We start from the raw sequence: 12,348 nt of genomic DNA, 5'->3' as shown, positions 1-12,348 counted from the left end.
GGTCGGGTCGATATCGAAGTACTCACCGACCAAGGAGGACCTCGTGCCCACCCGTAACGACGCGCCACTCGGCGCCCCCTGCTGGATCGACCTGACCACATCCGACGTCGAGGTTGCGCAAGACTTCTACGGAACCGTCTTCGGGTGGACGTTCGAGTCCGCCGGACCCGACTACGGCGGTTACGTCAATGCCGCCAAGGACGGTCGCGCCGTAGCCGGGCTGATGGCCAACAATCCCGAGTGGCAGGCTCCGGACAACTGGGCCACGTACCTCCACACCGCCGACATCAATGCGACGGTCTCGGCCATCGACGCTGCCGGCGGCTCAGGTTGCCTGCAGCCCATGGAGATTCCGGGCAAAGGTGTCATGGCGACGGCCACCGACCCGGCCGGCGCCGCCTTCGGCCTGTGGCAGCCCGCGCAGCACCGCGGGTTCGAGGTGACAGGCGAGTCCGGCGCACCCGTCTGGCACCAGTTGACCACGCGTGACTTCCGCGCCGCCGTCGACTTTTACCGTGAGGTCTTCGGCTGGCACACCGAGCAGGCCAGTGACACCGACGAATTCCGTTACACCACGGCATGGTTCGACGATCAGCAGTTGCTCGGTGTGATGGACGGAGCGGGATGCCTGCCGCAGGGTGTGCCGTCGCACTGGAGCGTCTTCTTCGGGGCCGAAGACGTCGACAAGACGTTGCGGGTGATCGCCGACAACCGTGGGGCGGTGCTACGCGACGCCGAAGACACACCGTACGGCCGGCTGGCGGCAGCCACCGATCCGACCGGAGTCGCCTTCAACCTGTCCTCGTTGGAGGGTTGAGGCACGGTCGGGGCGCCGTGCACTAGCCTCGCAACCATGAGTCGCCGTCCGGACCCAGGCTGGTTGGTGGCGCTGTTCGCGACCGCGGTGCTGGGCAGCGCCTGGATGCCGTGGTTGGCGACGAAGGTCAACGGCGGCGGCTGGGCGAATGCGATCGGGGGCACGCACGGCAGCCTCGAACTCCCGCGCGGCTTCGGGGCCGGCCAGCTCATCGTGTTGCTGTCGTCGACGCTGCTGGTGGCCGGCGCAATGGTTGGCCGCGGCCTGTCGGTACGGGCGGCTTCCATTGCTGCGCTGGTCATCTCGCTGCTGATCGGTGGGCTGATGGTGCTGTACTACCAGCGCAACGTCAATGCGCCGGTGTCGGCCGAGTACGGGTTGTATGTCGGGGCGGCCGCCGCAGGGGGCGCCGTGCTGTGTGCGTTGTGGGCGGTGGCTGCCGCGGCGTTCGCCGGACGCCGCTGAGGGTGCCCCGTCAATCGGTAGGAGGCGCGTGCAGATACAGCGACGCCCAGATGATCTGCGCGAGGGAGTCTGCTAGTCGCTCATCGACCCCGTCGCCCCCGTACCGCAGGATCTGGTGACAGGCGCGCTCCAGCATCCAGGTCAGCGACGCGGCCACTTCATGGCTGGGTAGGGACTGCCGGATGATGCCTTTGGCTTTGCCGGTTTCGATGACGAGTTGTTCGACGTTTGCCGTCGTGCGGTCCATGAGTGCCCGGTAGCTGTCACCGAACTCCGGGTCATACGTGGCTGTTTCCATCACGGCGGTCAGCAGCGCCTGGTGGCGCCGGTAGCTGGCCAGTATCCCGCGGATGGCGCGTTGCAGGTCGGCATACTCGTGCCGGTCGGCCGACTCCCACCATTGGCGGGCAGCGGCTTCTTGCTCGACGAACACCTGCAACGTGAGTTGGCGCAAGAGTTGCGTTTTATCCCGGAAATACACGTAGAACGTGCGGCGTGACATGCCGGCCTCACTGGCAAGCCGGTCGACGCTCAGTTCGGTGAAGGTGGCCCCTTCAGCCATCAGCCGTTCGGTGGCCTCCAGGAGACGCTGCTCAATCACGGCCTGTCGGTGCCCGCGTTCGGGTCGATTGGCCGTCGACCGGCGGGTCACAGATGGCATCGAAACCTCCTCGAGCGGTTACCGTAGCAAGGCCCCTGTTATTGCACAGTATGTGCTGCACACTATGTGTTGACAGGCTGGCGAGAGAGCCATACGCTCAGACGCACACCCCAGTACCGATTGCAGGAGCCAGTCATGGCCAAACTCGACATCACGACCCAGATTCGCGGGATCGACGACTTTCTCGCCACCCTGGATAACCCGAGGCACCGCCAGATCATCGAAAACTATCGCCGGCACGCGATTTTCGAGATCACCGGGAACAAGGACAAGATCTTCACACCTGACATGACTGTCGAAGAGCCGGTCTACTACGTCAATGGGAACTCAATAAGCCTGACGCTCAACGGATTCGATGAGGTCTACGCGTTCTACACCTCGCTGCAGGAACAGGAATCGACCGTGATGGTCGTCGAGAACGAGAAGCTCGCGGTCGCCGATTGGGGTTTCGCGTCGGAAGCGATCTTCAATCGATTCATGCCCGGATCGATGGTGCCGGACTTCGTCGACAGCAGCGCCGACCCCGGCAAGTTCTATATTCATCGTCAGTTGATCGCGATGATCTGGCCATACGACGAGCGTGGCCGGTTGGCCGGTGAGCATGTCTACGAGCACGCCCACAGTTCGCAGCTCATCGAGATCCCGGCCGACGAGTACATCACGATCGAGGAGGCCCGCGAAAAGCTGCTGCCGCTACAGCGCGCATTGCCGGTCTTCGAACCGGCGTGCTGAGGTTCGGTTGACATGAGTCGCGCATTGGGTGCGGCCCGCCAGAACGGCATGATCGTGGCGGATCTCGACAGGGCGATCGACCACTTCGTCGAAACACTCGGCGCCGGGCCCTTTTTCGTCATCCGCCATGTACCTCTGGAATATTTCACGTACCACGGTCGGCCGAGTGAACCCGATATCAGCATCGCATTGGGAAACATGGGTGAGCTTCAGCTGGAGTTGATCGAGCAGCACAACGAGGCCCCGTCACCGTATCGCCACTTCGCGGAAATTAAAAAGGCCGGTTTGCACCATATTTCGGCGTGGACGGACCGTTTCGACGGTGTCATGGGTGAGTTGAGGCAGCGAGAGCGGATGCCCGACTGCGAAGGCGCCATCCTCGGTGGAGCCCGGTTCGCCTACTTCGGTTGTGACGCCGTGGATGGATCAGCCTTCGAGATCTCGGATTTGGGCGCGCAGAACGAGTTCGGAGCCATCCACGACCTTGTCCGCGAGGCGGCGCTGAATTGGGACGGTGCCGAGCCGCTCCGTCAGCTCGGCTGAGGACACGCAGCCGTCCTGCCGCTAGTTCGACGGAAACTCGTGTGTGCCCGACGCCGAACTACCGTCCGGCTCGTTCACGCCGTAGACGAAGGGCGCGAAGACCACCTCGCGGCCATCGGGATCCTGATAGGTGACCGCGCCCATCGCCGCCCAGTACGGATGTTGCTCGACGCGTGGACACTGGGCCGCTTCCAGGCGTGCGATCGCCGCCTGCTGGGCCTGCTGATCCGGGAAGTACAGGCACAACTGTTCGTGCGGGTCCACCGCAACGGGTTCGACGGACTCCACGATCTCCATCGTCAGGTTCCAGCTGGGCAGTCCGAAGATGGCGCCGTTGCTGCCGTAGCTGTCACCGAACGTCTCGTGCAACGGCAGCCCCACCAATTCGCGGTAGAACCGCACCGTTTCCGTGAAATGAGAAGAACGACGGGCGAATCGGATGGAGCCGATCGGCGCCAACGACAGTGGCCAGTGAGTAGTGCGGTGCTTGCCCATGTGACTAGAGCCCGACCGCACCTGCGGCCGTCTCGGCGTGATTCCACCGGCGCAATTCCCCGCCGGGCACCCAGGTCGAATGCGTCCCGCTGCAAATCCGTTCCGGCAGCGCCAATTTGCACACCGGACCGTCGCCGACCCGGGCCGCGTCGAACACCAGGCAGTACGATGCGTCGGCGTTCATGTCGGTGGTCAGGGTCACCAGGTAGCCGTCATCCTCAGCGCCGCTGGCGCCCGCGCGGGGAGCCATCGCCGTCTCGCTGCCGTAGACGCCGTCGCCCAACGAGTAGCGCTCCTCGCGGCCGGTGAGCAGATCGTGCTTGACCAGACCGTCGAACAGGAACCAGCCCGGCTTGCCCGAAGCGGCATAGACGTACCGGTACGGGGAAGTCGCGTAGTCAGCGTTGATCATGCCGAATTCGGTGATGCACTCTGACAGTGACTCTTCCTTCACCGCGCCGGTGACTAGGTTGAACCGCCACCGGTGCAGCCTGGCCTGCATCCGATCCAACGCCAGGAACCGAAACAGCTTCTCCCACTTCCCAGCCGGCCCGGCGCCACTCTCCTGAGGTTGGGGTGAGCCTTCGAAGAAGCCGTCGAGCACGATCTCGTCGCCGTCCTCATAGGCGTTGGTGAAGTGCAGCACGAACGTCGGGTCCGCCTCAAACCACCGGATCTCCCTGCTCGAGCCGCGCCGCGGAATCACCGCGAAGCGTGACGGCATCTCCGGGTAGAAGCGCGGCAGATGAACCTTGTGCTCCAGCAGTCCGGGATCCCAGAAGAGCGGGAAATCGTTGAGGATGGCGTAGTTTTCGGTGAACGCCATGTCGTGTGGCAGCCGGGGACCCGGCAGCGGTATGTCCACATAGTGGGCAAGATCGTTGTTCTCGTCGACTACGCCGTAGCGCATGTACGGGTCCTGCTTGCTGTAATTGAAGAACAACAACTCGCCGGTCTTGTTGTCCACCTTGGGATGCGCCGAGACGCCCCAGTCCGCCGGGAATCCGCCGTTCCAGCTCTCCTTGCCCAGCGTGTCACCCGTATACGGGTCTACCCGGTACAGGTCGCCGCACTGGTAGAAGCTGGTGAGGGCGACGCCGCGGTGCACGATGACATCCGTGCTCGACGCGTCCTTCATCAACTCGCGTGCGCCCCAGCCTTTTTCGCGTTTGGCAAACTGCACCGGCTCGGCCAGGCCCGGCCACAGGGGTTCCCCCGCCTCGTTTTCCGCCAGAAAACCGTCGGTCTGTACGAATCGGTTGCGGTAGAACGCCTTTCCATCGCGAAATCCCACCACGTGCACCATGCCGTCGCCGTCGAAAGGATGGTAGGTCTTGAACGCCGGGTGTAGTGGGTTCTCGGTGTTACGCAGATAGATGCCGTCCAGATCGGCCGGAATCTCACCCTCCACCACGGTCAGGTTGTCGGCGTCCCACTCCGTGGTCTGCGGTCGCCACGGGCCGGTGCGGTAAGGGTGGTCGTCATCCTCGGGCAGTGTCGACAGGTACTTGCCAATCACCTCGACGTCCATGTCACATTCCTCGCGTAGTGCTGACAACGAAACTGACCGTGGTGGCGGTACTGCCGCCGAAGTTCAACGTGCCGAAGGTCTTCGCGCCGTCGATCTGATAGTCGCCGGCCGCGCCGCTGACCTGCTTGGCCGCGTCGAGCAACATCCGCACCCCCGATGCCCCGACCGGATGCCCACCGCCGATCAGGCCGCCGCTGGGGTTGATCGGAAGTCGCCCGCCGATCTCGATCTCGCCGTTCTCGATGGCCTTCCACGACTCGCCGGGTCCGGTGAGCCCGATGTGATCGATGGCCAGGTACTCGCTCGGGGTGAAGCAGTCGTGCACCTCGAAACCGTCGACGTCGTCCAGCGTGACTTCGGCGCGGCGCAATGCGTCCAGTACCGCGGCTCGCACATGGGGGAGCACGTAAGGATCGTCGGCCGCGCGGTCGAGTTTCTGGCGCAACCCCAGCCCGACAGTGCGATGGCCCCAGCCGTCGATGCGACCCACCGGCCGCGCGTCGGGGTGATCCCGCAGATAGGCGTCGCTGACCAGGACCACGCCCGCGCCGCCGTCGGTCATCTGACTGCAGTCCAGCCGCCGCAACCGCCCCTCGGTGATCGGGTTGGTCTCGTCGTCGTCGGTGATCGGATCCGGAACCGTCCAGCCCCGCGTCTGCGCATTCGGGTTGCGGCGCGCGTTGGCGTAGTTGACCGCAGCGATGGCCCTCAGATGGGTGTCGTCCAGTCCGTAGCGCCGGTCGTACTCCTCGGCGACCTCCGCGAACATCGACGGCCACAGGTACCGAGCGTCGGCGCCCTCGTGTCCGGTCCAGGCCGCTGCTCCCAGATACTGAGCGGCGGTGTCACCGGGCACGGTCTTCTCCAACTCGAGTCCGACGACCAGTGCGCTGTCATACGCCCCGGATCGCAGGTCGGCCATCGCCGCCAGGGCCGCTACGCTGCCCGACGCGCACGCCGCCTCGTGTCGCGACGCGGGCGTGTCCCAGAGGTCGCCACACACCGTGGCGGGCATCGCGCCCAGATGTCCTTGTGTGGCGAACATCTCACCGAAGGCATTGCCGACATGGACCACTCCGACCGTCGCGGCGTCCACACGCGCCTGCTCGAGTATGCCGTCCACGACCTCACTGGTCAGCGCGGCGAAGTCGCGCCCCTCCCGGGTGAGATTGCGAGCGAAGTCACTTTGATAGCCACCCAGAATCCATATGCCAGCAGATGAGCCACCCATACGCGGCACGGTACTCCCAGGTCGGACCACGCATCCACGGCATAGGCGGGCGAGTGGGAAAAGGCCGAAATAAAGCGGTCCCGTCGGCTCTCGGGCTGAACCGACGGGACCTGGGTGGGCATATAGGCCGGCCGATACGCCCACCTCCGTTTCATCATTGCCATCTCTGGCGAAAGACAAACATCTCTTCTTGACAACGTCTGCTCCGCTGCGCCGAAGTAGACGCCGAACTGTAGAAACGCGAAGAACATTGGGGCGGAGCAACTGTTGACAAAAGTTTTCACACCGCGACTGTGATTTATTGCGGACGGTTGCCCATCGGGCCCGGGCCGGCGGGCGGCTGCTGGATCACCACGACGGTGGGCTTGCGCTTGGGCTGCCCGTCTTCTTCGGTCTGAACCTCAGGGCTCGCCGGACCCGGACCCGTGCCGCCACGGCCGGCCATCCCCGCCAGAGCCATGCCGCCCAGCAGGGCCGCCGGCGCCGCTCCCAGGTTCACCGGCGCGGGGCCTACGGCGGCCCCGGCGCCGGGCAGTGACTGGACCGCCAGCCGGATCTCCGGAGCGGCCACCGTCCAGCTGTGCGGGACGGTCAGCGCACCCACCAATGCGGCCTGGCCCACGCCGGCGGCCGCCGGCGGCCGTGCCCACGCTGGGTTCGGCGTCGCGCCGGGATCCGAGTGTGCTGCCTTCGGTGGGCTGCACCGCGTCATCGCCGGGTTGTGGCTTGCTCGTGTTGCCATAGCTGTAGATCCACGGTCGGGCGGTGTTGACCGCGGACAGCGACAAGCTGGCCGTGGCGGTGATCGCGATGTAGGCGGCGGCGATGTCCAGGTCCCCGATCGGGGTCGGGATCGCTGCGGCCGACGCCTGGGTCAGCGACGCGGCCGGTGATATCAGCTCGGCAAGTCCTTGCAGCGTCTGGGCCGAGATCGACGACAGCAAGCCCATCGCGGTTTGCTGCGCTGCCGCCGCCGCGGCCGCCGGGCCCGCCGGGTCGGCGGCCTGAGCCGGGGCGGTGAAGGACGGCAACGCCGCCGCCGCCTCCGACGAGGCCGCGTAGGCGAACATCGCGGCCGCATCCTGTGCCCACATCTCGGCGTACTCCGCCTGCAGCGCCTCGATCGCGGGACTGTTCTGGCCCAGCAGGTTGGTCGCGGCCAGCGACATCAACTGTTCGCGGTTGGCGCTGATCAAGGGCGGTGGCACCGTCATCGCGAACGCCGTCTCGTAGGCCGCGGCGGCGGTTCGGGCCTGCGTGGCCGTACGTTCGGTGAGCAAGGCGGCCGTACTCAGCCACCCCGCATACGGTGCGACCGCGGCCGCCATCGAGGCCGACGCCGGACCCAGCCACGATTCGACCGACAGGCCGGCGAGCACGGTGGCGTAGGAGGTCGCGGCTGAATTCAGCACGGCGGCCACCCCGTCCCAGGCGTTTGCCGCGGTCAGCATCGATCCCGCCCCCGGACCTTCGTACATCCGGGCTGAATTAACCTCCGGCGGCAACAGCCCGAAGTCGGTGGCCAACTCGGTTCCTATCGCGCCGAGGTCGCGTTGGCGGCCTCGGTCGTTGCATACGAACCGGCGTCGGCTGCCGGTGCCGCGACGGCCGCGGAGGCGGCCATGTGGTGAGCGGCCGCGGTCGACCCGATCGCCTGCGGGTTGCGTGCAGCCGATGCCGACGTCTCCGGGTGCGTGACCACAAACGACATCCGAGTCTCCTTTGACCGATGGCCGAACCGAAGTGCCTGCGCCGTACGGAAATTGGAAATCACGGGGGTGATGGCCAGTCCCGGACGCCGGCACGTCCTAGCTGCAGGTTACTGCTTTGGTGACCTAACGGCTTCAGGTTTGGCGGCGATCTTGTGAAGAAATCGGTTTGCCGCTGTGCGTCAGGGCAGCGGTGGTGCGGGCGGAGCCGAGAGGGCCGGGGGAGCGTCCAGGGTCGACGGCGGCGTGAGGGTGGTCAGCGGCGTCAGCGTGGTTGTCGGGGTCGCCGTGGTGTCGTTCATCGAGGTCGCCTGCTGGTTGTCCGAGCCGAGGCCCAGGGTTGCCGTCAGCGCTATGGCGGTTGCCGCGAAGGCGCAGTAGATGCCGACGTATTTGATCGTTGGGCCGCTCATGTCAGTTCTCCTCGTTCGGACCGCAATACGAATCTTTTGTATCCGTATTACGGATCACGATAATCCCTGTTCGGGCGCCGGGCAAGCACGAATGAGCTCGTCTAAGCGGTCTGGTCCAGGCCGAGGGCGACGGTCAACTCCAGCACGGTCCGAGGTTCCGCCAGTCGGTCGCCGTACAGGTCGCGCAGTTGGCTCATCCGGTAGCGGACCGTCTGCGGGTGAATGAACAGATCGGCCGCCACTGCGTCGCGGCGGCCCTGGTGCAGCACCCACGAACGCAGCGTTTCGGTAAGGCGTTCGGCGGTGTTCGGGGGCAGCTCGGACAGCGGCGCCAACACCCGGGCGCGAAGGTCACCGGCAGCTTCGAGGTCCGCGCCGAGCACCAGCTCGACCAGATGGTCGTCGGTGTCGATGACGCTGGATTCGCTCGCGCTCAGCAGGTCCCGGGCGCGCAGGGCGCGATAGTAGGACGACCGGACGTCCATCCACGGCCGCGCCGGACCTACCAAAGCCTTCCTGGCACCCAGGGCTGACAGCAACTGGCGCCGTGCCGTGCCCGCGACGTCCGGGACCAACAGGACGGCGAGGGAGTCCGAAGCGTCGACGTCGGGGAGGTCCTCGGCCAGCTGCAATGTGGACTGACCGAATTGTGCTGCCAGCCCGCGTGTTTGCGCCAACGGCACGAGCACCGCGGTGAGCGTGCGCGGCGGCTGCCAGCCCGCCTGTTCGGCGGCCGCCGCCAGCACGGCGGCCGTGCCCCCGGCCAGCAGGTCCTGACTCAGCCGGTCGAGATAGCGCTGCCGGGCCCGGCCCGTAGTGGCCAGTTCGTCGGCGTGGCCGGACACGCTGGACGCCGACAACTCGTCGATGTAGGCGAACACCAACTCGGCGAACCTGGCGATGGTGGACGCGGGAAGGCCCGCCGCGACGGCGATCGCCGACAGCTCCTGCCAGGCCACCTGTGCCCCCACGCGGTAGGCCGCCAGTAGGGCATCGATCGTGCGGCCCTGACGCGCTTCCCCTCGTCCGAGCTCGTAGGCGCCGTCGATGGCCTGGAACAGAGAGGTCCCGGGATCGGTGTCCTTCGGTCGGGTCGCAAGTCGCAGAAACACCCCGAGGGAGGTCTGCACTGCATTCTCGATGATCTGGCCCATCCGGCCGCTGAACGCATCGGCGTAGCTCGGAACGGCCACGGTGATCGCGGTCACTGTCCGCTCCGCCATCGCGGGCAGGATGGATTCCAATGCCGTGACCACGGGTTCGTCGAGCTGTAGTCCGCTGAGTCGAGGTGACGGATCTGGCATTTTTATCCCTTACGAACAAATACGAGCCTTTTTTTTGCACCGACAAGTCAAGACTTTACATCCGGTGACAACGACCATGGAGTCATGACAACCGTTGCCACCCGACCCACCGTCGTCGGTGCATTGCGCGAACGAGTGCTGAAGCTTGCCGAGCGGGTAACGACTCCGTTGGTTCCCAGCGACTACCTGGACATCATCGATCCGCTGCGGTCCGCCACGGACCTGCGTGGACGCATCGTCGCCATCCATCCCGAGACCCGCGACGCCGCGACCGTGGTGATCAAGCCCGGTCGGGGCTGGCGCCCGCATGTCCCCGGCCAGTACGTGCGCATCGGCGTGGACGTGGACGGCGTCCGCCAGTGGCGGGCCTACTCGCTGACCTCGAAGACTCAACGACGGGACGGATGCATCGCGGTCACCGTGAAGGCGATCCCCGACGGCGTGGTCAGCAACTATCTGGTGCGGCGGGCCACTGTCGGGACGCTGATCCAGCTGGATCAGCCCGCAGGTGAATTCACCCTGGGCGACCGGGTTCCCGCCAAGATGCTGTTCTTGACCGCCGGCAGCGGCATCACCCCGGTGATGGGGATGTTGCGCAACATGGCAGGTCTCGGAGGGCCGAACCCGGACATCGTGGTTGTGCACTCCGCGCCCACTGCGGACGACGTCATCTTCGGCTGGGAACTGCGCATGCTCGCCCGAGAGCGCCGAATTCGGCTGGTGGAGAAGCACACTGACACTGACGGGATGCTCGACCTGGCACGCTTGGCCGACCTGGTCCCGGATTTCGCCGATCGGGAAACCTGGGCGTGCGGGCCTGCCGGATTGCTCGACGCGGTCGAACAGCGCTGGGCCGCAGACGGTGTCGCCGACCGCTTGCACATCGAGCGGTTCCGCCCGGCCATCATCACCGCCGGCGAAGGCGGCACCGTGACTTTCGCCAAGAGCGGCAGCGTGGTGGAGGCCGGCGGATCCCAGACCTTACTGGACAGCGGAGAAGTTGCCGGGGTGTTGATGCCGTCGGGTTGCCGGATGGGCGTGTGCTTCGGGTGCGTCGTCCCATTGCGCCGAGGTGCGGTGCGCGACCTGCGTAATGGCGACGTCACCACGGCCAACCCGGGCGACAACGTACAAATCCAGACCTGTGTGTCCGCTGCCGCGGGCGCCTGCGAGCTCGACCTCTGAGGAGCCGAAATGACTGCAATGCAAACGAATCCGACGGCCCACCTGTCCGACGAGGACATCGAGAGCCTGGGTCGCGAACTCGACGCCATCCGCGAGAATGTGTTGGCGGGCCGGGGCGAGCGTGATGCCGCCTACATCCGCAGCGTGATCGACGGCCAGCGGCGCCTGGAACTGGCCAGTCGCGCTGTGCTGCTGTTCTCGATGTTTCCGCCCGCCTGGCTGATCGGCACTGTGGGACTGTCGATCTCGAAGATCGTCGAGAACATGGAGATCGGCCACAACGTGATGCATGGTCAGTGGGACTGGATGCGCGATCCGAAGATCCACTCGACAACCTGGGAATGGGACAACGCCTCGCCGTCGGAGATGTGGAAGCACTCGCACAACGAGGTGCACCACACGTACACCAATGTCCTTGGCAAGGACCACGATCTGGGGTACGGAATCATGCGGGTCGACGAGAATCAGCGGTGGAAGCCATTTTATGTGGCCCAACCGTTGTGGAATTTCATCAATGCTTGCCTTTTCCAGTACGGAATAGCCGCATACGACCTGGAAATCGGCAAGTACCTGCAAGGTCGCAGCGACAAAGAGGAATTTCGGCGGCAGGGTAAGAAGGTGCTGGCCAAGGTGCGCAAGCACGTGCTGCGCGACTACGTGCTGCACCCGGTGCTGTCCGGCCCCTCGGCCGTCACGACCCTGACCGCCAACCTCACCGCCAATCTCGTGCGCAATCTGTGGACCCACTCGGTGATCATGTGTGGACACTTCCCCGAGGGCGTGCAGACCTACGAGAAGACCTCCATCGACGGTGAGACCCGTGGTCAGTGGTACCTGCGGCAAATGCTCGGATCGGCCAACATTTCGGGAAATGCGTTCCTGCACTTCATGACTGGCAACCTGTCCTTCCAGATTGAACACCACCTGTACCCAGATCTGCCCAGCAACCGCTATCAGGAGATCGCGCCGAAGGTGCAGGAGTTGTTCGAGCGTTACGGGCTGACCTACACCACCGGCTCACTGCCGCGCCAAGTCGCGTCGGCATGGAAGAAGGTCTTCCGGCTGTCGCTGCCCAACGACTTCGGGCGTAAGGCGTCGGAAGCCATGCGACCCTCGGTAATCCGCGAGGTGATCTTCGCCAGGCCGCGGCGGGAAGCGCTCGCCGCCTGACCCGGGGCATTCCCGAGTCAATCAATTCAGGCCAAATTCTGATATTCGGAAACAAGCCGTTTACCGAAGGTTTGTCGACCGAAAACGATTAG

General features: G+C 65.3%; 14 protein-coding genes and 1 pseudogene. 6 read left to right on the top strand and 9 right to left on the bottom strand.

Going from position 1 to position 12,348, the window contains the following annotated elements; translation table 11 throughout:
* Positions 1-43: 43 nt before the first annotated feature.
* Together QXH22_RS24215 and QXH22_RS24210 are read left to right on the top strand one after the other, a co-directional pair.
* Positions 44-817, top strand: a complete 774-nt coding sequence (locus QXH22_RS24215) for a VOC family protein (protein ID WP_306277242.1) — start codon at positions 44-46, stop codon at positions 815-817.
* 36 nt (positions 818-853) lie between these two features.
* Positions 854-1,282, top strand: coding sequence for a hypothetical protein (locus QXH22_RS24210; protein WP_306245998.1), 429 nt, complete (start codon positions 854-856; stop codon positions 1,280-1,282).
* Between the two features lie 10 nt (positions 1,283-1,292).
* Here the strand turns inward: QXH22_RS24210 and QXH22_RS24205 are convergent, their stop codons facing one another.
* Positions 1,293-1,943, bottom strand: a complete 651-nt coding sequence (locus QXH22_RS24205; RefSeq protein ID WP_306245997.1) for a TetR/AcrR family transcriptional regulator — start codon at positions 1,941-1,943, stop codon at positions 1,293-1,295.
* A gap of 135 nt (positions 1,944-2,078) precedes the next feature.
* Between QXH22_RS24205 and QXH22_RS24200 the strand changes: the two genes are divergently transcribed.
* Positions 2,079-2,675, top strand: coding sequence for a hypothetical protein (locus QXH22_RS24200; protein ID WP_306245995.1), 597 nt, complete (start codon positions 2,079-2,081; stop codon positions 2,673-2,675).
* 12 nt (positions 2,676-2,687) lie between these two features.
* Entirely contained in the window at positions 2,688-3,218 is a 531-nt protein-coding gene (locus QXH22_RS24195; protein ID WP_306277240.1) for a VOC family protein, read from the top strand.
* A 21-nt stretch (positions 3,219-3,239) separates the two neighbouring features.
* On the opposite strand, the gene QXH22_RS24190 is transcribed toward QXH22_RS24195, so the two are convergent.
* The 8 genes and pseudogenes from QXH22_RS24190 to QXH22_RS24160 form a co-directional block, all read right to left on the bottom strand.
* Positions 3,240-3,713, bottom strand: a complete 474-nt coding sequence (locus QXH22_RS24190; RefSeq protein ID WP_306245991.1) for a VOC family protein — start codon at positions 3,711-3,713, stop codon at positions 3,240-3,242.
* 4 nt (positions 3,714-3,717) lie between these two features.
* Positions 3,718-5,244, bottom strand: coding sequence for a carotenoid oxygenase family protein (locus tag QXH22_RS24185; protein WP_306277239.1), 1,527 nt, complete (start codon positions 5,242-5,244; stop codon positions 3,718-3,720).
* 1 nt (position 5,245) lies between these two features.
* Entirely contained in the window at positions 5,246-6,475 is a 1,230-nt protein-coding gene (locus tag QXH22_RS24180) for an acetyl-CoA acetyltransferase (protein WP_306277238.1), read from the bottom strand.
* Positions 6,476-6,773: 298 nt separating this feature from the next.
* On the bottom strand, positions 6,774-7,187 hold the full coding sequence (locus QXH22_RS30580; protein WP_371934314.1) for a PE/PPE C-terminal domain-containing protein: 414 nt from the start codon (positions 7,185-7,187) through the stop codon (positions 6,774-6,776).
* A gap of 382 nt (positions 7,188-7,569) precedes the next feature.
* Positions 7,570-7,926: pseudogene (locus QXH22_RS30575) on the bottom strand (PPE family protein); the annotation flags it as partial.
* Between the two features lie 83 nt (positions 7,927-8,009).
* Positions 8,010-8,186, bottom strand: coding sequence for a hypothetical protein (locus QXH22_RS24170; RefSeq protein ID WP_306245984.1), 177 nt, complete (start codon positions 8,184-8,186; stop codon positions 8,010-8,012).
* A 180-nt stretch (positions 8,187-8,366) separates the two neighbouring features.
* Positions 8,367-8,597, bottom strand: coding sequence for a hypothetical protein (locus QXH22_RS24165; protein WP_306245982.1), 231 nt, complete (start codon positions 8,595-8,597; stop codon positions 8,367-8,369).
* 101 nt (positions 8,598-8,698) lie between these two features.
* Positions 8,699-9,901, bottom strand: a complete 1,203-nt coding sequence (locus QXH22_RS24160; RefSeq protein ID WP_306245980.1) for a CdaR family transcriptional regulator — start codon at positions 9,899-9,901, stop codon at positions 8,699-8,701.
* Positions 9,902-9,985: 84 nt separating this feature from the next.
* On the opposite strand from QXH22_RS24160, the gene QXH22_RS24155 reads away from it, so the two are divergent.
* Together QXH22_RS24155 and QXH22_RS24150 are read left to right on the top strand one after the other, a co-directional pair.
* Positions 9,986-11,086 carry a ferredoxin reductase gene (locus tag QXH22_RS24155; protein WP_306277237.1) on the top strand — a complete coding sequence of 367 codons (1,101 nt, stop codon included), beginning with the start codon at positions 9,986-9,988 and terminating at the stop codon, positions 11,084-11,086.
* A 9-nt stretch (positions 11,087-11,095) separates the two neighbouring features.
* The gene (locus QXH22_RS24150) at positions 11,096-12,256 is read left to right on the top strand and encodes an acyl-CoA desaturase (protein ID WP_306245977.1); all 1,161 of its coding nucleotides are present in this window, start codon (positions 11,096-11,098) and stop codon (positions 12,254-12,256) included.
* The last annotated feature ends 92 nt before the right edge of the window (positions 12,257-12,348 follow it).

The organism is Mycobacterium sp. TY814, from assembly GCF_030755175.1.
Classification (GTDB): Bacteria; Actinomycetota; Actinomycetes; order Mycobacteriales; family Mycobacteriaceae; genus Mycobacterium.
This window is presented reverse-complemented; position numbering and strand designations above follow the sequence as displayed.

Coding starts and splice junctions, on each gene's coding strand:
- QXH22_RS24155 (WP_306277237.1), top strand. CDS start 9,986: ATGACAACCGTTGCCACCCGACCCACCGTCGTCGGTGCATTGCGCGAA.
- QXH22_RS24165 (WP_306245982.1), bottom strand. CDS start 8,597: ATGAGCGGCCCAACGATCAAATACGTCGGCATCTACTGCGCCTTCGCG.
- QXH22_RS24170 (WP_306245984.1), bottom strand. CDS start 8,186: ATGTCGTTTGTGGTCACGCACCCGGAGACGTCGGCATCGGCTGCACGC.
- QXH22_RS24200 (WP_306245995.1), top strand. CDS start 2,079: ATGGCCAAACTCGACATCACGACCCAGATTCGCGGGATCGACGACTTT.
- QXH22_RS30580 (WP_371934314.1), bottom strand. CDS start 7,187: ATGACGCGGTGCAGCCCACCGAAGGCAGCACACTCGGATCCCGGCGCG.
- QXH22_RS24150 (WP_306245977.1), top strand. CDS start 11,096: ATGACTGCAATGCAAACGAATCCGACGGCCCACCTGTCCGACGAGGAC.
- QXH22_RS24190 (WP_306245991.1), bottom strand. CDS start 3,713: ATGGGCAAGCACCGCACTACTCACTGGCCACTGTCGTTGGCGCCGATC.
- QXH22_RS24180 (WP_306277238.1), bottom strand. CDS start 6,475: ATGGGTGGCTCATCTGCTGGCATATGGATTCTGGGTGGCTATCAAAGT.
- QXH22_RS24160 (WP_306245980.1), bottom strand. CDS start 9,901: ATGCCAGATCCGTCACCTCGACTCAGCGGACTACAGCTCGACGAACCC.
- QXH22_RS24205 (WP_306245997.1), bottom strand. CDS start 1,943: ATGCCATCTGTGACCCGCCGGTCGACGGCCAATCGACCCGAACGCGGG.
- QXH22_RS24185 (WP_306277239.1), bottom strand. CDS start 5,244: ATGGACGTCGAGGTGATTGGCAAGTACCTGTCGACACTGCCCGAGGAT.
- QXH22_RS24210 (WP_306245998.1), top strand. CDS start 854: ATGAGTCGCCGTCCGGACCCAGGCTGGTTGGTGGCGCTGTTCGCGACC.
- QXH22_RS24195 (WP_306277240.1), top strand. CDS start 2,688: ATGAGTCGCGCATTGGGTGCGGCCCGCCAGAACGGCATGATCGTGGCG.